The sequence below is a fragment of the Mycobacterium sp. E2327 genome (assembly GCF_001672675.1).
Classification (GTDB): Bacteria; Actinomycetota; Actinomycetes; order Mycobacteriales; family Mycobacteriaceae; genus Mycobacterium.
The window spans coordinates 37,794-55,768 of the sequence record NZ_LZKE01000119.1 but is presented as its reverse complement, the minus strand read 5'-3'; the positions used below and the strand labels follow the sequence as shown (position 1 = coordinate 55,768).

Sequence of the window (17,975 nt, the reverse complement as noted above, 5' to 3'; positions counted from 1 at the left end):
ACGCTATAGCTGATGGCGGCCGCTTACATCAGGGGTTTACCTACTCATATCCGATTCTGATCTCCAGACTTGCAGCGCTTGGTAGAGCTCCGCGCGCGAGCGGATGTTGAGCTTGCGGTAGACGCGGCTGAGGTTGACCTCCACCGTCTTGGTGCTGACGAAAAGCGCGGCGGCAATGTCGCGGTTGATCATGCCCGAGGCGGCCAGCTCGGCGACCCGCGCTTCGGTCGCGGTCAATCCCTGCTCGCGCCGCCTGCCCGAGCCACCGCGCGCCAGTTCCGCTTCGGCGCGCCCGGCCCACACTTTGGTACCGAGCTGCTGGAATGTCCGGAGGGCCTCGCGCAGGGTCGGAATCGCATCGCCGCGCCGCTGGCGACGTTGCAGCTGACCGAGCAACAGCTGGGTGCGGGCGCGCTCGAACGGCATTGCCAGGCGTTGGTGCTCGGCCATGGCGAGCTCCGCCGTGGCGGTGGCTGCCGTCATATCGCCGAGCCTGGCCTGCAGCATGGCCCGACCGCGCGCGCCGGTGGCCAGCATCCATGGGCGATCAAGCCGGCGACCGTTGCGCTCGAGCGCATCGATCAGCGGCTCTGCGTCGTCGAAGCGGCCCACACCGATCATCGCCTCAACGGCGTCGGGGACAAACGTGGCTTGGACGATTTCGGTGGCATTTGTACCCGGATCCAGCCGGGAAAGCAGCGGCCGAATCGCATCGAGGGCCGCCTGGTAGTTGCCCAGAGACACTTCGAGAAATCCCAGCGCGGTAAAAGCCCATTCCCGCAGTCGGAACGAGTTGGCGCGCTCAAACCCCGCGAGCCCCGCAGCGGCATCGCTTCGAGCCAGTTGCTCATTCCCGCAGTAGGCCGCGACCACGGCCCGGCTCGTCACTGCCGCAGCCAGGGGAACGTCGCCACCGAGTTGGCCTGCACGTTCGACCGACTCCTCGGCGATCGTCGCCGCCTCGTCGAGGCGACCTCGCCAAATGCTGTTGAGTACGGCGTTGAAGTCGATAAAGCTCAGCGCTGCCTCATCGCCGCGTTCGACGCATGTGCGACGCAGTCGCAGCAGTCCATTTCGCGCCTCGGCGTGCCGGCCGCTCCAGTCCAGTAACAACGCACGTTGAGCGCTGGGCCGAAACGGAATCGGGATGCTGACGTCGCCGCCCTCTAATTCCACTGCCCGCCGCAGGCTTTCGTCGTCAACGCCGGCGCCGGTGAGGAAGCGCATCATGATCCGCATCCCCAATGCTTGCCCGAGCAGTGGTGTATCGGCCAGTCGTGTCGCCGCAGCGACCGCTTGCTCTGCGCGCTCGACAGCCGCCTGCAACTGGTCGCCATTGAACAACGCGTAGGACAGCATGACCAAGATGGTTGGTTGGAGCGCGTCGTGATCGGCCGCGTCAACCAATGCGCGTTCCAGCAGCGCGGCCGCCTCGGCGAAATCGTCGTTGACCAGCCTGACCAACCCAAGCATGCTCAATGCGTTTGCGCGCAATGGCCCGGGGCCACATCGCTCGATCGTGTTCTCCAGCATAAGACGGGCCCGTGTCGGATCGCTGGCTTCGAGATAACATAGGGCACATAGGATTTGGCGTTCCACTGCATCAGCACCCAGGCCGAATGCGAGCTCAAGCAGTTCCGCGGCGGCCGCCGGCGCCCCTCTGTTGCGAGCGATCTCGGCGGCCGCGTCGAGGGCCGCTACCGTCTCCGGCTGTCCAGACGTGTCCGCCAGGGCGAGGTGGCGGGCGCGTAACTCGGGCTCGGTGACGAGTTCGGCCAGCCGCCCGTGCATTTCGCGGCGCCGCCGCGGCGGCGCCGCGCTGTAAACCCCGTGCGCCAAAATCGGGTGGGCGAATCGCAGCTGGTGCCCATCGATCGCCACCACGGCTTCGTCCTCCGCTTCACCGAGCGACCGCACTACCTCTTCCGGCGTCGAGTCGGTGGCGCGAGCCACCACCGGGACCGTCGGATCGGGAAGGCTGGCCATCGCAAGCAGCACATCTGGGGCACCAACCCGTCGAATCCTCGACTCAACCAGATCAGTGAGACTGCTTGGCAGGCCTAATTCGAAGGCGCGGCCGTGGGCACCGAGTTCCCGGACCAATTCCAGCGCGAAAAAGGGATTCCCGCCGGAGATCTCGTGAATACGCAACAACGTAGGGCGAGCCAGCGACCGCCCCAGCCGAGCAACCACGACGCGATGCAATTCACCAATCGTCAACGGCTGCAGCCGGATTCGGCGCACCGCGTCCGGGCTGGGCAGCTGCAGGGCCGCCGCGACCTCCTCGGCACGGGTCGTGCACAGCAGGGCGGCGCCGGCCGGAAGCCGCCGCGCTGCATACGACACCACATTCGCGCTGGAGGTATCCATCCACTGCAGGTCGTCGACCGCGATCACCACCGGACTTTCGGTAGCCAGCCGGCCGATAACGGTCACAAATGCCGCCGCAACCGCCCGCGGATCGATGTTGTGGGCGTCCATGCGGTGCCGCAGCAGCGCGGCGTCCAAGGCTTGCTGTTGCGGTGGCGGCAAGTCCGCCCAAATCGAGTCGTCGACATCGCCGAGCAGGTCGGCCAATACGGTGTAGGCCAGCACAGATTCGGCCGAAGCCGCGCGACAGCTCAACGTCCTGAAGCCACGCGCCGCGGCGAGGTCTACCGCGTCAAACCACAGCGTGGTCTTGCCGATACCCGGGTCGCCCTCAATGACCAGAGCAGCGGCCCCACGCGGCACACAATCGAGAAATTCCGTAACGACTCGTTCTTCAGCCCGCCGTCCGACGACCTGCTCCGCCATATCGAATCCCCACGCCCGGCCGCGCCCGTCGTCGCATGCACAAGTGTCTTAGACAGGCTAAGGCAGCGCGCGCCGTTTGGCGCAGGATCTAGGGTTCTCGCGGCGGAGGGGACTCTGTCGTCAGGACATCGCCGCCGGCGCGGGGGAGCGGTGGTGTCGAGCTTGGTTTCCGCCGCATCTCTTGGCTTCGTACATAGCGGTGTCGGCATCGGCGACCAGCTGGCGCAGCGCTTGTTCCACGTCGTCGCAGCCCACGTTGCGCAACGGCAGGGTGGCGGTCCCCACGCTGGCCGTTACCGAGGCGGGAATCGCCGCGACCGCATTGCAGAACTTATGACCCCATCCCTGTGGCCGGTGTGTCGCGACGACGTCCGCGATCAAAAACTCTTCTCCGCCGACACGACCGACGACCGCGCTCTCTTGGCACGCGGCGGTTATCGCGCGGGCCGCCGCGACGAGCGCCTCATCGCCCGCGGCATGTCCTCTGCTGTCGTTGACCGCTTTGAAGTGGTCGAGGTCGACCATCGCCACCGCCAGGAACATGTGGTCGTGGCCGGCAAGCATCCGGCCGATGATGGCGCGATCGCAGGCGCGCCGATTCAGCAGACCGGTGAGCGGGTCCCGGTCGGCGCGTAACAGATCTACGCCCAGCGCCCGGACGACGATATGGATAGCGAAGGGGACCACCACGTTGAGTTCGAGCACCAGAAAGTAGCCAGTGAGGGCCAGCGTTGTCTCACCAGCCATAACCAGGCGAGCCACCTCGATACCGCCCGCCGCGCCGGCCAGCAAGAAATTCACGACCATATATCGGGCGGTGTGGAAAAACGCGAGGTATCCGCCCGACACGGCCAAGGCCGAGCATGCCATCAGCGCGACCATCGGCTGGGTCTGCGTCACGCAGCCGATCACGATGCTGGCGCTGCCCATCATCGCGAAAAAGATCGATTGCCGGCGCGTGGGCCAGCGCGTCAGCCAAAGCGCCGCCATGACCAGCCCGATCAATCCGGCCAGCACCGACACCGCCAGCGAAAGGCCCGGCAAATACGGGGGCACTCCCCACAGGACGTTCGCCGGCCACAAGGCCAGCGATGCCGAAACCCCCGCCATGATGCGGCGGGTGGGGGTGCTCAGGCCGTGAGCCTGCAGGTAGCCGGTCAGCCAGTCGAAGTGGTCAGGCCGTCTCCACGACGCCGCCAACCAACTCATTGCGCGCCTTCCCGATTGGTGCATTCCGCGACCAACGTCGCTGAAACCTGGCTTGGATTTCTACCAAAGTAAACCGGATGGCGCGAATTGGGGAGACCAATTCGGGAGTGCTGTTCTCGCGCGAATGCGCGCCCAAAACACCTGGTCTAACCGAAAACCGGAGAATTCGATCCCATCGACTTCATTCGGCGGCCCATACCGGAAAAAGGGTTTCCTCAACGCCGCTTTGACGTACCCGAGGGCTGCGCGGCGACATCAATTCGCGACGGATTTTTCCAGGGTCGCCAGCGACGCGGCGAGGTAGTCCTCGCCGAAGATCGGCATCTCGCCGACGCGCTCGCGGAAGTCCTGTGGCGTACCGCTCCAGTCGTAGGTGAGGGTGACATCGGTGCCGTCCCCGTTCGGTGCGAGGTCGTAGCGCCAGAACCAGCCGCCGGGATTGTGGTTACCCGCCTCGTCGAGCTGGCCCGGAATCCACCCGATCGCGCGGTCCTTGTCGAACACGTTCACCAGGTTGTAGACGACGTAGTGACCGCCGGCCTGGGTGAGAAACATGTTCATCGCGAACATCTGTCCCGTGCCGGTGATCGGTCCGGTGTCCACCGCGTCGCGGACCCAGTCGGTGGGTTCGGTGTTGCAGTGGCGGGCGGGGTCGGCGAGGACGGTGAAAATCTGGTCCGGCCTCGCGGCGATGGTGCGGGTGACGACGTAGCGTTCGGTGGTCGTGGTCATGCGTTGTCCTTGGGTCCATAGGCCGCGGCGATATCGGGGGAGTCGAGCCAACCCGAGTATGTCGGCCGCGACGGCCAGCCTGCGGGCGAATCGAGCCATTCTTCCTGCCGGCCCCACGGCAAGATGTCGATCAGCCCGAACGAGTGGCTGAGCTGCTCGGTGCCCCGCCCGTTCGTATGCCAGGTCCGGTAGACGGTGTCGCCGTCGCGCAGGAACACGTTGACCCCGAAGCCGCCCCCGGGCGGGGCGTCCATGTCGGCGCCGAACGAGCTCTTCGCCGACGAATACCATTCCATCCGGTTACCGACCTTGCGCTTGTAGGCGAGTGCCTCCTCGATCGGTCCGTTGGTGACGATGACGAAGCGGGCGTCGTAATTGTCGAGGAACTCCAACCGCGTGAACTGCGAAGTGAAGCCCGTGCACCCACCGCACTGCCACTCCGCGCCGTCGGACCACATGTGGTGATAAACGATGAGCTGCGACCGGCCGTCGAACACCTCGGCCAGACGGATGGGTCCGTCGGCCCCGATCAGGGTGTAGTCGGGCAATTGGACAATGGGCAGCCGGCGCCGTTGGGCGGCGATCGCATCCAGCTCCCGGGTGGCCGCCTTCTCCCGCTTGCGCAGGTCGTCGAGTGCCGCGCGCCAGGTCCGCTGGTCGACGATTGGTGGTAGAGCCGTGTTGTTGGAGGGCATCCGACCAGACCTCTTTCGTTAGCGCTGTCGATTACTCCGTTCTCCTAGGTATGACTGGTGGCGCGCCCGGAACTCATCGCTCCCGATCGCGGGATTTACCCACGGAAGTCCGCCAGACGCCGGAGTGCTACGCGCTCACCGCGGTGATCGTCGCTATCGCGTCGATCACCGCATCCGGCTGATCAAGGGCGACAAACGTTTTCGCGTCGGGCACCTCGATCAGCTTCGCGTTGCTGAACAACCCGGCCAGGCGCCGGCCCAGGCCGGGGGTGAAGCAGCGGTCCCGCTGGCCCCACACCAGCGTGACGGGCTCGGTGAATCGGGGCAGGCGGGTGGCCACATCGGTGAGATCGAAGCGCGCCACGCTACGCGCCAACGCAGCCATGTCGCGGCGGATGCGTGAGTCCTTCAGGCAGGGTTGCAGCCAGGCCGAGGTGAGGTCCGGATCGGCTTTGCTGACGAGCAGGCCGAATCCGAAGAGCGACTGCCGCACGGCGCGCAACCGCAGCGGTTGGGCGAGCGCCTTGATCGAGGCGGGGCCGCGAAGCACCGCGAACGCGACGTCGAAGGGGAAGGGCGGGCACTTGTCGAAGGCGTCGCAGTTGGTGAGCACGAGACGGCCGATTCGGTCGGGGTGAGCGTCGACGACCAGTTGGCATATTCCACCTCCGGTGTCGCTGCCGACCAGCGTCACATCGGAGAGGTCAAGGGCGACGAGCGCGTCGTTGACCATCTCGGCAACCCCGGGCAGCGACAGCGCGGTGGCGTCATTGACTGGGATGGTGTGCGAGCCCAGCGGCCACGTCGGCACGATGCAGCGGAAACCCCGACGCGCCAGGCCTTCGGCGACATCGCGCCACAGTTGCCCGTCGACCAGGATGCCGTGGACGAACAGCACCGGCGGGTGCGGTGAATCCTGCGGTCCGAATTCCTGGTATTCGATGGTGGCCTGGCGAAGTGCGAGCTGCGGCATGTCGGTTGTTCCTCCCTGAGCGTTCCGTCCCGACCCTTGTCCGTCATCGCACCTCAGGGCCGCTGCCAGGTCCACCCGATGAACTGCCAACTACTGCCAATGTCCTCCTCAGGGCTGCAGGTTGAGTAGCCCGGCGCCCGTCGGCACATCCAAAGGTGCCGACACGTGGTCGTGGGCGATGAACCAGCGGCCATCGAGCTTCCGGAAGCACGTCGTCGCGCGGACCCAGAAGCCGGCGGTCGTCGGTCCGCTCTTCAACGTGCCGCTGAGCCGATTCAGGCTGTAAGCAAATGCCACCTCGCCGCTCACGGCGACGGTGAGGTCGCGAATTTCGTAACCGAGCGGGTGCTCGTATGCCGCGAAGACGCGTTCCCAGTTTCGCCGCTTTGCCTCCGTCCCAATGTGTCGTAGGGGCGGTTCGATGTCGAAAGACACGACGTCCGGCGCATAGATCGACATCACGACTTCGAGATCCGCGGCGCGAATCGCGGCCGCCAGCTGGTCAGTTCGCTGTCGAATGTCGGCCTCGTCATCCGAGCGTTCGGTAGCAAAGGTCACGGGATTCACGGTAGCCGCGCCGGAGCGGTGTTGGCTGCGGCCTTGACCTCGATGTCTCGGCTCGGTTCGATTGATGGATATGTCGACTGGGGGAGGCTCGAAATGAAGACGTGGATTACCCGTGCGGGGTCCGCCGCGAGCGTGGCGTTGGGGTCGATGGCGGCCGTGACCATCGCGATGCCGGCGGTGAGTCGGGCCGACTGCGCGAACGGCGAGTGGTGGGACGCGAAGGCCAATGTCTGTCGACCGCTCGGGGCGCCGATCCCGCTGCAATGTCACGCAGGACAGTGGTGGGATCCGACGGCCGACACGTGCCGGCCGCTGGGCGTCGGGCCGCAACCCCTGGCGTGCGATGCCGGCCAGTGGTGGGATCCGACGGCTAACGTGTGCCGGCCGCTCGGTGTCGGTCCGCAGCCGCTGGCATGCGACAACGGTTGGTGGTGGGATCCGACCGCCAACGCGTGCCGTCCGCCGCTGGTGCCGCCGTCCGGCTAATCCCGCCCTTCGGGTTGGCGGTTCCTGGCAGTGTCGCGCGTCGAGATGGCAGCACCCCGGTCGGCATCGTGGGGGAGTGAACCCACACTTCCAGCCTGAAGAGTTCGTCACCAAGTTCGCCGATTTCTGGCACGACCCGTCACCGCAGCGGCTGCCGGAACTTCTGCACCCCAATGTGGTTCTCGTGCAACCTCTCGTGGGCCGGATGATCGGGATCGAGGCGGCGCAAGCGGAGTTCCAACGCATCTGGTGCTGCCTTCCAGACTTACGAGGTGGCGTCGACCGTTGGTGCGGAGATGGCGACCTGCTGTTCATCGAGTTCCGGCTACATGCCCGGATTGGGGGCCGAATTATCGAGTGGCCCAACGTGAACCGGCTCGTGCTACACGATGGCAAGGCAATCGAACGCGTCACGTATTTCGATCCTCTCGCCATCCTGCCCATGCTCCTTCGGCACCCGTCAATATGGTGGCGATGGTGGCGCGCCCGCGCCGGCCAGTCGTGACACCGGCGGCTTCGCCGTCAGTCCGCCGGGGCCACGCCCGTGTCTTACATTTTGTATTACACTCGATTCTGTGGCTGACACGATCACCTTCCGCCCGGACGAGGATGCGTCCCGCGCGCTTGCCGTCTTGACCAGGGATGGCACACCAGTTTCTGCGGCTGTGCGGGCAGCGCTCATCGAGGCCGCGCGTCGGAAGGCCGCCGCGGCCGTGCGCGCCGAAGCCGAAGAGCTCGCCGCAGACGAGGCAGACCGCGCCGAGGCGTTGCAGGTGCTGCGCGACATGGAGACCCTGCGTGCGTGGTGAGGTTTTCCGGCTTCATGCTCCTCGGCGGGGACGCGGACGCGAGCAGGCCGGCTCGCGATACGCCGTCGTAGTTCAATCCGACCAACTGCCGTTGTCGACATGGCTAGTAGCACCCACCTCCACATCCGCTCGGGCCGCAAGCTTTCGGCCCGAAGTCGAGATCGAGGGCCAAGTCACACGGGTGCTCGCCGAACAGACCGCGGCGGTCGATCACGGTCGCCTCGGCAACAGCGTGGGTTATCTCAGCCTCGAAGAGTCGCGACGCGTTGACGCCGCTCTGCGAATCGTGCTCGGTCTGTAGCGGCGCTGCCAGGGATTGACGAAATCGATTGGGCCGCCGACGTCAGCGGTCGCCCGCGTGGGGATCAATGAGAGCGTTGAACTCGGCCACGCTGTACACGCCATCGAGATAGTTGAACGACCCGCTGTCGAGCACCTCACGCGCGGCACGGACGACGGCGGTCAGCGCGGCGCGGCAAAACGAGGTCCCGATAGTCACCCTGCGCACCCCGAATTCCTTGAGCTCGGCGACCGTGAACCGGGCCGGTCCAATCCCGGCAACGTAATTGAGCGGCTTCGATACGCTGCTGCACGCGAGGCGAAGGGCGGTTTCGTCGGGAATGCCGGGCGCGTAAAGCACGTCGGCGCCGGCGGCTTCGAAGGCCTGAAGCCGTGACAGCGTGTCTTCCAGGTCGGGTCGGCCGCGGATGAAGTTCTCGCAGCGAGCCGTCAGGGTAAAGGGGTACGGCAGCGACCGCGCGGCCGCCACGGCGGCCTGGATTCGTTCTACCGCCAGCCCGCGGTCGAAGATCGGGTCCTCGGGCCGGTACGTTGCGTCTTCGATCGAGGCTCCCGCCAGGCCGACCTCGCCCGCGAGCCGCACCGTCTCTGCCACGGTCTCGGGCGACGCTCCGAAGCCGTTCTCCAAATCCGCGGTCACCGGTAACGATGTCGCGTCGACGATGGTGCGCACATGCGCGAGGGTCTCGCTCCTGCTGACTGCGCCATCGCCATCGCGTCGGCCCAACGAAAACGCCAGTCCCGCACTGGTAGTCGCGAGCCCCTGAAATCCGAGGTTGGCGAACAACCGTGCGGTGCCGACGTCCCAGGGGTTGGGGAGCACCAGCATCTCGTCACCGTCGTGTAGCCGGCGGAACCGTTCGCCGCGCTGGGCCAGAGCTGCGCTGTCCATCCCGACTCCAATCTGTTGCTGCTTAAGAAATAGCAGCAGCCACCGACAACCGCGTGAACGTTCTCCATGCGTCAACACACGAGTCCGCGCCGGTAGCCTTACGCGGCATGAACGACGTTGTCGTCGTCAAGGTCAAGCCCGGCAGCCGCAAGGGGCCCCTCGTCGAGGTCGGCCCCGACGGTGAGCTGACGATCTACGTCCGGGAGCCAGCGGTGGATGGCAAGGCCAACGAAGCGGTCACCCGCCTGCTGGCGGCGCACCTTCAATTGCCAAGAGGCCGAGTCGAATTGGTAACGGGGACGACGTCACGGGTCAAGCGGTTTCGTGTCGGACGTTGAGCATTGGGTAAAGCCTCGAAAACTACAGCGGGCTGGTGCGGATTACCGCACCAGCCCACTGTCAGGTTTGAGTTCCCTAGACGGCTGTGACTCCTACTGCCTGAGGACCTTTCGCTCCTTGCCCAACCTCGAACTGAACCCGCTGGTTCTCATCGAGGGTGCGGTAGCCGCTGCCCTGGATCTCCGAGTAGTGGACGAAGAGGTCCTTGTCACCTTCGTCGGGGGTGATGAAGCCGAAGCCCTTGTCCCCGTTGAACCATTTCACAGTTCCCTGTGCCATTTACTTACTTCTCTCATTCAAATATGGATGTACCAAAAACATCCAAGCGACCAGGCTAGCACGCGCTGGTGCACATGTTGAAAATCATTCCGGCGCTGGAAAATCGACCCTCAGCTCGAGGCGCTGAGGATCTTGATTGCGAAGACGAGCGTGTCGCCCGGTCGGATGCCCGCGCTGGGCTGACCATTCGGGTAACCATCCGCGGAGGTCATCGCGACCGCGACGGTGGATCCGACCTTTTGCCCGGAGATGGCTTTCTGGAAGCCCGGCACGACTCCGCCAAGTGGAAAGTCGACCGGCGCGCCCCGTTCATAGCTGCTGTCGAACACCGACCCGTCGCGTCCATTGACCCCCATGTAGCAGACGGAAACCTTGGCCGTGCCCGGGACCACCGGTCCATCGCCGGCGCGCAGCGTCTGAACCTGGGTCTGGGTCACGCTGAACGGCGTCGTCACGTTCACCCGCGGAGCCGTCGTATCGGTGGATCCGGTGACCGCGACGCTGCCGGTGGTCCCGGTCAGCGTCCATTCGGGCGTGCCACCGTTCGGCGGTGCTGCGGTCGGGCACGAGCCGGCCGCGGTTGCCATGCCGGGTGCAGCGAACGGGAGGGCGAGCGCTGCGACGCAAGCCGCGAGCGTGGCGGAGGAGGACTTCACGGCCGCCACGCTACAGACGCTTATCGCGTTCCCGACCGGAGGCCCACCGTTGGTTTCTTCAATCAGGATGCTTGAGGAGCACGGCACTCCTCGGGTTGAGATTCGCACAACGGCGTGACTCCGCGGAATCGATACCGGTGTGCGGCCACCCAGCGGTAGACCGCCTCTTGCATCGAACGGATTCCCGGCACGCGGTAGATGCGTAGCGGCAACTGCGTTCCCAGCGCCGTCGATAGCGCCGCGTTCATCGCCTCCGCGCCGGCGAACACCGCGCCCGACGAATCCAGCCACCAGCTAGTTTCCGACAACCGCTCGGACGCAACTCCCAGCCGCTCGGACACGCCTGGCTTCTGCATGGGCTCGGTTCGCAGCCGCCCGGTCCTGTCGAGCCGGAGGAGGCCGTTGCGCGCACGAGTGCACACACCGCAGTTCCCATCGAAAATCAGAACGCCGTCCATACTTTTGAGTGTGCCCCTCTGGCGTCGGGAACGCGATGTACCGACCGTCACTGGCGACTCTTATCGACGCATAGTATGCTCACAGTAAATAGTGAACGTTCCCGTCTACAATGTGCAGAACGAAGGCGCCATGTACACCGCACCATCGCCTTTTGACGACCCGACCGCGCCGATCGACGTTCAGAATCTGCGGGCGTGGTGGGAGCGCCAACGCCAGGAAAGCCAAGTCGTCAAGCGGCGGAGGCCGGCGCGGGTCGCCATTATCCGTCAGCGATAGTCGCGCTGGGGGATTCGGCCAGTTTGCCTGCCACCGCATCGAATGCGCGCAACGCGTCCAGCATGTGCGGCTCGTGCGAGTGCGGCTGGGTGGATAGCTTGGCGGCAACTATCTCCGCAGCGCGGTTGACATAGATCATTTGACCGCACATGCCCAGGCACAGCGCGATGTTGCTGTCGGGGTAGGGCAGCCACACTTGGTTGCGGTACATGCCACCGGGCAGCTCGGTGTCATCGGGGCTGGCGGCGAAAGCATCGCGCGAGTCGGGACCGCCGTCGAGGGTGTCGGCGATCCACGCCGCCGGCACCACTTGCTGGCCGGTCAACGAGGCGCCATCGTTCAGGAGTAGCGACCCGAACCGGATCATGTCGGTGAGGCAGGCGTTGACGCCGCCGTCGAAGAACCCAGTTCCCGCCGCGTCGACGGCAATCGTGGCGTCGCGTTGGGCGCCGATGCGGCTCCACAGCAGTTCGGACATCAGCTCCGGCATCCGCTGGGCGCCGGCGACTTCGCAGATCCAGCCGAGGACGTCGGTTTCGCACGAGCGGTACTGGAAGGGCCCACCGTGGGCCGACTTCTGCCGCAAGGTCAGTAGGAACTCCTGCAGCGTGGCGGGTGCGTCCGGCCGAGTCCTGGGCGCCCAACCCATCGCCTGGTCGAGCAGGTGTATCTCCGCGGCCGGGTCGTCGTAGTTCTCGGAGAAGGCGATGCCCGACCTCATGTCCAGCAGGTCGCGCACCGTCGCGCCGGCGTAGCCGCAATTCGCCAGGGCCGGAATGAATCTCGTGACCGGCGAATCAAGGTCGATCGCGCCGGCGCCGTGCAGCGCGCCGACGACGGTTGCCACCAGCGACTTGCTCACCGAAAACAGCAGGTGCCGGGTGTCGGCCCCCATGCCGCCCAGATACTCCTCGACGATCAGCGACCCGCGGTGGGCAACGGCCCAGCCGTCGGTGGCCGTGGCGGCCATCACCGCACCGACGGTGGTGGGCGTCCCGTTGGTGTTGGTCACCGGGATCTCGGACAGGGGAGCGGAGGCGGCGGCGATCGCGGCGACGGGTCCGGTCCCGCGCGAGATTCGCGCGGTCGGCACGAAGTCTTCGACGTGTTGAAACGACCAATGCGAGTAGGGCGGCGCCAGCCAGTTGCCCAGTGAGATGCCCGCCGGGCGGCTCACGCGCGTGCGACGAGCCGTGAGACGATCGGCGCGGCCGGAGTCAGGGGCGTCGAGATGAACTTCGCCTTCATGCCTTTGACCCAGCGCTGGCAGCGCTCGCTGAGCTGATAGTCATCCGTCTGCAGGTGTGAGCGAGTGACCAGCACACCCAGTTGCGCTCCCTCGGAACGCAAGTCGCCGGGCGCCGCGACCCGCATGTAAAACGCCTCGGAGCCGTCGAGCAGCGTGGCCCAGTCGTTGGCGGTCCGCGAAAAGGAGACCCGGCCCTCGTCGTCGATGCGCCAGACCCCGGTGCGCGGAGTCGCGGTGAAAATCTCGATATCCGGCGAGGTCTCGGTAAGAATCACCTGGCCCCAGACCTCGTCCTCGCCATAGCCGCGTTCCCAGCGCGAGTTGATCTCGTCGATGTCGAGTTCGTACTCCACGTCCATGTACTCGAGCAGGTGAAAGAGGAACAGCGGCATGTCGGCGTAGGCCTCGGTGGTCAGGTTCGTCATCGGGCTGGCACCGGATAGGCGGGGGTTCACCTCGCCGAGGTAGAGCTCGTCGGAGTCGAGATCATGCAAGAGGTCCACCTCGAAGTAGCCGAGGTAGCCCTCGCGGCGCATGACGTCGCCCAGCTTCGTCACCATTTCTCGCGCGGCGTGCGTCTGGGCGGGCGGCAGCACCTCGTGCCAAATGTCATTGCCACACCAGCTGCCCCGGCTCGGCGTCAGCTCCGAGTAACCGACGAGGCTAGTCATCGCGGGGCCGACCACGGTGCCGTGGCGGGTGACGGCACCCTCCAGGCAAACCTCGACGTTGCGGATCCGCTTCATGACCTTGAGGTCCTGCCCGACCAGGTCACCGGCGTGCTCGTCCCAGTCGCGCTGACCATGCACAAAAAACGTTCCGCTGCCGGCGTTGCCATAAGCGATCGAGATGACGAGGTCATCTCCTAAGCCGGCGCCCTGTGCCAGCGCCAGCAAATCGTCGTAGGAGCCGGCCCGTCCGATGGTGTTTGGGACGCTCGGTACGCCCGCCTCGTCGGCCAGGCGCGTCATGACGATCTTGGAGCCCAGGCGATTGCGCAGCTCGATCGGCGGATGCATGACCTCGAGGCCCGCCGACCGCGCGAGGGCCTGGATTTCCTCGTTCATCATCACAAAGCAGCACTTGCCACCGGGACCTTTGCCCGCGATGAACTCGAGCGTCTCGGGATCGGACAGCAGATGGCTGCACACCTCGTCCATGGAGTCGAAATCACGACGGTCGCGCCGGCGCGGCACGAATACGCGCGAGTGCGTGCCCTCGAACGAGTCAAAGTAGGTCAGGTAGAAGAAGTTTCGTATCCAGCGGTCCACGCCCAACAGGTTGAACGGGGTCGGGGAGATGAAGAAGAGCGGTGTCTTGTTGGTGTGGAAAAACGCCCGTACGTCCGAGAGGCCGTTCAGCTTGCGGGGCGGCTGCGGCTCAATTGCCATGTTCACGCCACCCGTTGTGACGTCGGCGTCGGGGGCCGGTTCGAGGTGGGCGGGGACGGGGGCGCTGCGCTCGGCGCGACGGTGCTGACATGGCGTATATCCATCCCCCAAGTGTGCGCTAGGCCGATGGCCGTTTGAAGTGGGAGTACGTGAAAGCTCGCTGAGCAATGCCTGAAGCGTCCGGACGAGGGTTCATCGTCGAGGCAGGACTAGCAGCGACCATGAGTCAGCCATCCGAGTCTGGTTGCGATCAGATGCGCTGGAAGATAACGCTTTTGCCGCTTTGTAGTGGTTAATGGCGCAGGAACGGCCGCTCCGTGCGCAGCGCCGGGCCGAAGCTTTATTGCCGAGCGCTTGCGAAATCCTTGACCTAAAGGCGCCTCGAATTTGGCAAGGCGCGGGTGGATAGCATCCCTTTTCACGGGGTAGTGAGCAATGCGGAATCGGCGTACGCTATTGACACTCTTGACGCAGGTCCGATTCGAGGACTGGTCGACGACCTGGCGGAGGCATTGCGATGTCGTATCTGGTGGCCGCCCCAGAGTTTATGGCTTCGGCAGCCGAAAATTTGTCGAGCATCGGTTCCGCGTTGACCGCCGCGAATGCGGCGGCATCAACCGGGACCACTGAGCTGCTAGCCGCCGGTGCGGATGAGGTGTCGGCGGCAGTGCGGTCGCTGTTTTCCGCACACGCACAGGAATTTCAAGGGCTCAGCGCGCAGGCGGCGGCGTTTCACGCCCAGTTCGTGCAGGCCTTGAGCGGCGCGGGGGCTGCGTATGCGGCCACCGAGGCGGCCAACGCATCGCCGTTGGACGCCCTCTGGCAACCCGTCCGCGCGGTGATAAATACGCCCACCGAGTTGTTGTTGGGGACCCCGTTGATCGGCAAGGGGATCAACGGTGCCCCAGGCACCGGGCAACCCGGCGGGCCCGGCGGGCTTCTGTTCGGGCCGGGCGGTGACGGCGGATCCGGGGCGCCCGGGCAACCCGGCGGCCGGGGCGGCAACGCCTGGCTGTTCGGCCGCGGCGGCACCGGCGGAGCCGGGGGAGTCGGCGTCACGGGCAACCCAGGATCAGCGGCGACCTTCACCGCCGGCAGCACCGGCGGCAATGGCGGCATCGGTGGGTCCGGCGGCACCGGCGGGCTGATCTTCGGCAATGGCGGTAACGGCGGCGTCGGCGGGACGGGCGGCACCGGCGGAACCGGCGGGTTCGGTGTCACGGTCACCACCAACGGCACCGACGGCGGCCAAGGCGGCCCCGGCGGAACGGGCGGGAGCGGCGGCCAAGCCCAGGGATTGTCCGCAATGTTCGGCGGCCATGCGGGCGACGGCGGCGTCGGCGGCACCGGTGGAACCGGCGGAACCGGCGGTAGGGGTGCAGACGGCACCGCCACCATCAGCGCCGGCAACGGCGGCAACGGCGGCACCGGCGGGCCCGCCGGCGTAGGGGGCAGCGCTGGCGGCAGCGGCGGCACCCCGGGCGCCATCGGCATCGGCGGTACCGGCGGCACTGGCGGCGACGGCGGCGACGTCAACGCCATGATCGACGCCGTCATAGGCGCCAGCGGCACCGGCGGCAACGGCGGCGACGGGGGCAACGGCCTCACCGGGGGCAATGGCGGCAACGGCGGCAACGGCGGGAACGGCTCCCTCACCGTTGCCTCCAGCGGCGCCATCGGCGGCGGCGGTGGCGGCGGCGGCGGCACCGGCGGCGACGGCATCGGCGGCGGGATCGGCGGCACCGGCGGCACCGGCGGGAGCGGCGGCAATGCCGGTGCCGACATGCCCGTAGTCTCCGGCCCCGTCGGAGCCGGCGGCGCGGGCGGCCAGGGCGGCGGGCCCGGCGGCGCCGGCGGCGGTCCCGGTGGTGGTGGAGGGGGCGGCGGTGCCGTAAGCGTGGGTGCCACCGGGTTCGGGGTCGTCGGCGGCGCCGGCAGCTCCGGTGCCGGCGGCCTAGTCGGCGGCCAGGGCGGCGGCGGTGCCGTCGCCAGCGGTGGCACCGATTTCGCCTCAATCGACGCTGCCGCGGGCGGCGGCGGCGGGGGCGGGGGTTTCAACGGCACCGGCGGCACCGGCGGAACCGGTGGCGGCGCGTTTACCAACACTAATGTCGTGGTTCACGGCGGTGCCGGCGGTACTGCCGGGATGGTGGGCATCGCCGGCGCCGGCCTCTCGGGCGGCATGGGCGGTAGCGGCGGCCCCGCGGGCGTCGGCGGGGGCGGCGGCGGGGGCGTCGCAATCAGAGGCGGTGACAACGGAGGGAGCGCCGAGGGCGGCACCGGCGGCAGCGGCGGCTAGTACCGAACCCTGGTCTCGGGATGAGGACGCTGCCCAACGACCGGCGGCAGAGTCCGACCCGATGGCCCTCCTCGACACTCTCCTTAGTCGAGCCGACCACGCGATGCTCGCTGCAAAACGCAAGGGCGGCGCGGGTTGGCCCCGCTTTGAATCTCGCCCGCGGCGGGTGGACGGTCGTTATCGTGAACGGCGCGACCCGCACACGCCGCTGCGAACGGGGGTGACATGTCGGAGAGCCTGGCGCAAGCACTGGCCGCGTCGATGGACCCGGTGTCTTTGATGGGACGCATTGCCGAGCAGGCTTGTGTATTTATGCAGAAGGCCGACGGAGCGGCCGTCACGCTACTTCGCGCCTCCGATAACGCGTACGTGACCGTTTCTGGACATGGCGTGCTTGCGACTACGCCGGGTTTCGTGGTGCCCAAGCAGAGCAGCATCCAGGGGCTCGCGGCGCGAGAGAAACACCCGAAGCTGATAGACGATGCCGTTAGCGACCGACGCCTATCGGCGCGTGTTCGTGCGATGAATAAACAGTGGGGCACCCGGTCGTGGGCGGCGATACCCCTGATGTACAACGACGACGCCATCGGTTCACTGCTCCTGGCCGCGACCGCCCCCGCCGCGTTCACCGACACAGACATCGACGCGATGCTCGCCATCAGCGAGTTCGTTTCCGCGGCGATCGGCGCCCAGTCACAACTGTCAACGCTGCTGACCCACGTTATGAGCGACAGCGACGAGCGCGGGCAACGCGCCCTCACAGAGCGATTCATCGCCTCAGTGATGTTGCCGGAGGCAGTGGACACCGAGGCGCTGCAAGATCAAGTGGACGAACTGCTGGCACACCCGAACGCTCTCAGCGCGGTCTTTCAACCCATCGTCCATCTGAAAAGCGGCACGACGATCGCCTACGAGGGGTTGATAAGGTTTCCGGAATCGTCGGAGATGACCCCGACGGAATGGTTTAGCGCTGCCCGGCGCGTGGGCCGGGGCATCGAATTGGAACGCGCCGCGCTGTGCACCATCCTCAGCGCTGCTCGCGGCATCCCCAGTGACCGTCCAGTCGCCGCCAACCTGAGCCCAAGCGCTGCGCTCGAACCAGCGATTCAAGACCTGCTTACCGCCCAGGACCGGGCGTTGGTCGTGGAGATCACCGAGCATGAACCGTTCCCCGACGATCTCGGCCCGAGCCTGAGGCATCTGCGCGATCGCGGGATACGTGTGGCAGTCGACGATGCCGGCGCCGGATATGCCAGCTTCACGCAATTGCTCCGGTTACATCCAGACATCATCAAGATCGACGGGGAGTTGATCGTCGGCATCGACGGCGACCCCGTCAAACGTGCGTTGGCGACCGCACTGAATTCGCTGGCCGCCGAGCTGCATGCCAAATTGGTGGCCGAAGCTGTGGAGACACCCAGCCAGCTCCAGACGCTGATTCGTCTCGGTATCGAATACGGCCAAGGCATTCACCTTGGCGCACCTCAACCGGGCGCTCATACTCCGGTATAGCCGGCGGGCACCACCTGTAATATCGTTCGCTGATCTTCGCGCAGTATCGCGTTTGA

19 protein-coding genes are annotated in these 17,975 nt (G+C 66.3%); 7 read left to right on the top strand and 12 right to left on the bottom strand.

Annotation, left to right across the window (positions count from 1 at the left end; genetic code table 11):
• Positions 1-36: 36 nt before the first annotated feature.
• The 6 genes from A5712_RS14175 to A5712_RS14150 form a co-directional block, all read right to left on the bottom strand.
• Positions 37-2,796: an AAA family ATPase gene (locus tag A5712_RS14175; protein ID WP_068106030.1), complete on the bottom strand. Its 2,760-nt coding sequence runs from the start codon at positions 2,794-2,796 to the stop codon at positions 37-39.
• Between the two features lie 120 nt (positions 2,797-2,916).
• A complete protein-coding gene (locus A5712_RS14170; RefSeq protein ID WP_068106027.1) occupies positions 2,917-4,005 on the bottom strand; it encodes a diguanylate cyclase in 1,089 nt (362 codons plus the stop codon).
• Positions 4,006-4,260: 255 nt separating this feature from the next.
• On the bottom strand, positions 4,261-4,737 hold the full coding sequence (locus tag A5712_RS14165) for an SRPBCC family protein (RefSeq protein WP_068106024.1): 477 nt from the start codon (positions 4,735-4,737) through the stop codon (positions 4,261-4,263).
• Entirely contained in the window at positions 4,734-5,432 is a 699-nt protein-coding gene (locus A5712_RS14160) for a DUF899 family protein (protein WP_068106021.1), read from the bottom strand. Before A5712_RS14160 ends, A5712_RS14165 begins: the two co-directional genes overlap by 4 nt.
• 127 nt (positions 5,433-5,559) lie before the next feature.
• Positions 5,560-6,405 carry an alpha/beta fold hydrolase gene (locus tag A5712_RS14155; protein WP_068106018.1) on the bottom strand — a complete coding sequence of 282 codons (846 nt, stop codon included), beginning with the start codon at positions 6,403-6,405 and terminating at the stop codon, positions 5,560-5,562.
• Between the two features lie 108 nt (positions 6,406-6,513).
• Positions 6,514-6,963: a nuclear transport factor 2 family protein gene (locus A5712_RS14150; protein WP_068106015.1), complete on the bottom strand. Its 450-nt coding sequence runs from the start codon at positions 6,961-6,963 to the stop codon at positions 6,514-6,516.
• Positions 6,964-7,065: 102 nt separating this feature from the next.
• On the opposite strand from A5712_RS14150, the gene A5712_RS14145 reads away from it, so the two are divergent.
• From A5712_RS14145 to A5712_RS14130, 4 genes are all read left to right on the top strand, one after another.
• Complete coding sequence (locus A5712_RS14145; protein ID WP_068106012.1) at positions 7,066-7,458, top strand: hypothetical protein; 393 nt, start codon at positions 7,066-7,068, stop codon at positions 7,456-7,458.
• 76 nt (positions 7,459-7,534) lie between these two features.
• A complete protein-coding gene (locus A5712_RS14140) occupies positions 7,535-7,963 on the top strand; it encodes a nuclear transport factor 2 family protein (protein ID WP_068106008.1) in 429 nt (142 codons plus the stop codon).
• Between the two features lie 70 nt (positions 7,964-8,033).
• Positions 8,034-8,267 carry a hypothetical protein gene (locus A5712_RS14135; protein ID WP_068106003.1) on the top strand — a complete coding sequence of 78 codons (234 nt, stop codon included), beginning with the start codon at positions 8,034-8,036 and terminating at the stop codon, positions 8,265-8,267.
• On the top strand, positions 8,257-8,568 hold the full coding sequence (locus A5712_RS14130; RefSeq protein WP_068105999.1) for a type II toxin-antitoxin system PemK/MazF family toxin: 312 nt from the start codon (positions 8,257-8,259) through the stop codon (positions 8,566-8,568). Before A5712_RS14135 ends, A5712_RS14130 begins: the two co-directional genes overlap by 11 nt.
• A gap of 42 nt (positions 8,569-8,610) precedes the next feature.
• Here the strand turns inward: A5712_RS14130 and A5712_RS14125 are convergent, their stop codons facing one another.
• Complete coding sequence (locus A5712_RS14125) at positions 8,611-9,459, bottom strand: oxaloacetate decarboxylase (RefSeq protein ID WP_068105995.1); 849 nt, start codon at positions 9,457-9,459, stop codon at positions 8,611-8,613.
• Positions 9,460-9,566: 107 nt separating this feature from the next.
• Between A5712_RS14125 and A5712_RS30255 the strand changes: the two genes are divergently transcribed.
• Positions 9,567-9,797 carry a DUF167 domain-containing protein gene (locus A5712_RS30255; protein WP_082973432.1) on the top strand — a complete coding sequence of 77 codons (231 nt, stop codon included), beginning with the start codon at positions 9,567-9,569 and terminating at the stop codon, positions 9,795-9,797.
• Between the two features lie 76 nt (positions 9,798-9,873).
• On the opposite strand, the gene A5712_RS14120 is transcribed toward A5712_RS30255, so the two are convergent.
• The 5 genes from A5712_RS14120 to A5712_RS14100 all read right to left on the bottom strand — a co-directional run bounded on the left by A5712_RS14120 (position 9,874) and on the right by A5712_RS14100 (position 14,108).
• Positions 9,874-10,077 carry a cold-shock protein gene (locus tag A5712_RS14120; RefSeq protein WP_068105991.1) on the bottom strand — a complete coding sequence of 68 codons (204 nt, stop codon included), beginning with the start codon at positions 10,075-10,077 and terminating at the stop codon, positions 9,874-9,876.
• Positions 10,078-10,187: 110 nt separating this feature from the next.
• Entirely contained in the window at positions 10,188-10,742 is a 555-nt protein-coding gene (locus A5712_RS14115) for an FKBP-type peptidyl-prolyl cis-trans isomerase (RefSeq protein WP_068105988.1), read from the bottom strand.
• Between the two features lie 53 nt (positions 10,743-10,795).
• On the bottom strand, positions 10,796-11,191 hold the full coding sequence (locus tag A5712_RS14110) for a thiol-disulfide oxidoreductase DCC family protein (RefSeq protein WP_068105984.1): 396 nt from the start codon (positions 11,189-11,191) through the stop codon (positions 10,796-10,798).
• A gap of 260 nt (positions 11,192-11,451) precedes the next feature.
• Entirely contained in the window at positions 11,452-12,645 is a 1,194-nt protein-coding gene (locus A5712_RS14105) for a serine hydrolase domain-containing protein (protein ID WP_068105980.1), read from the bottom strand.
• Complete coding sequence (locus A5712_RS14100) at positions 12,642-14,108, bottom strand: biotin carboxylase (RefSeq protein ID WP_068106185.1); 1,467 nt, start codon at positions 14,106-14,108, stop codon at positions 12,642-12,644. Before A5712_RS14100 ends, A5712_RS14105 begins: the two co-directional genes overlap by 4 nt.
• 517 nt (positions 14,109-14,625) lie before the next feature.
• On the opposite strand from A5712_RS14100, the gene A5712_RS32480 reads away from it, so the two are divergent.
• Entirely contained in the window at positions 14,626-16,407 is a 1,782-nt protein-coding gene (locus A5712_RS32480) for a PE family protein (protein WP_068105977.1), read from the top strand.
• Between the two features lie 225 nt (positions 16,408-16,632).
• Positions 16,633-17,919, top strand: coding sequence for an EAL domain-containing protein (locus A5712_RS14090; RefSeq protein WP_068105974.1), 1,287 nt, complete (start codon positions 16,633-16,635; stop codon positions 17,917-17,919).
• Positions 17,920-17,975 lie beyond the last annotated feature (56 nt).

Coding starts and splice junctions, on each gene's coding strand:
- A5712_RS14175 (WP_068106030.1), bottom strand. CDS start 2,796: ATGGCGGAGCAGGTCGTCGGACGGCGGGCTGAAGAACGAGTCGTTACG.
- A5712_RS14170 (WP_068106027.1), bottom strand. CDS start 4,005: ATGAGTTGGTTGGCGGCGTCGTGGAGACGGCCTGACCACTTCGACTGG.
- A5712_RS14120 (WP_068105991.1), bottom strand. CDS start 10,077: ATGGCACAGGGAACTGTGAAATGGTTCAACGGGGACAAGGGCTTCGGC.
- A5712_RS14100 (WP_068106185.1), bottom strand. CDS start 14,108: ATGGCAATTGAGCCGCAGCCGCCCCGCAAGCTGAACGGCCTCTCGGAC.
- A5712_RS32480 (WP_068105977.1), top strand. CDS start 14,626: ATGTCGTATCTGGTGGCCGCCCCAGAGTTTATGGCTTCGGCAGCCGAA.
- A5712_RS14090 (WP_068105974.1), top strand. CDS start 16,633: ATGTCGGAGAGCCTGGCGCAAGCACTGGCCGCGTCGATGGACCCGGTG.
- A5712_RS14125 (WP_068105995.1), bottom strand. CDS start 9,459: ATGGACAGCGCAGCTCTGGCCCAGCGCGGCGAACGGTTCCGCCGGCTA.
- A5712_RS30255 (WP_082973432.1), top strand. CDS start 9,567: ATGAACGACGTTGTCGTCGTCAAGGTCAAGCCCGGCAGCCGCAAGGGG.
- A5712_RS14160 (WP_068106021.1), bottom strand. CDS start 5,432: ATGCCCTCCAACAACACGGCTCTACCACCAATCGTCGACCAGCGGACC.
- A5712_RS14155 (WP_068106018.1), bottom strand. CDS start 6,405: ATGCCGCAGCTCGCACTTCGCCAGGCCACCATCGAATACCAGGAATTC.
- A5712_RS14145 (WP_068106012.1), top strand. CDS start 7,066: ATGAAGACGTGGATTACCCGTGCGGGGTCCGCCGCGAGCGTGGCGTTG.
- A5712_RS14165 (WP_068106024.1), bottom strand. CDS start 4,737: ATGACCACGACCACCGAACGCTACGTCGTCACCCGCACCATCGCCGCG.
- A5712_RS14110 (WP_068105984.1), bottom strand. CDS start 11,191: ATGGACGGCGTTCTGATTTTCGATGGGAACTGCGGTGTGTGCACTCGT.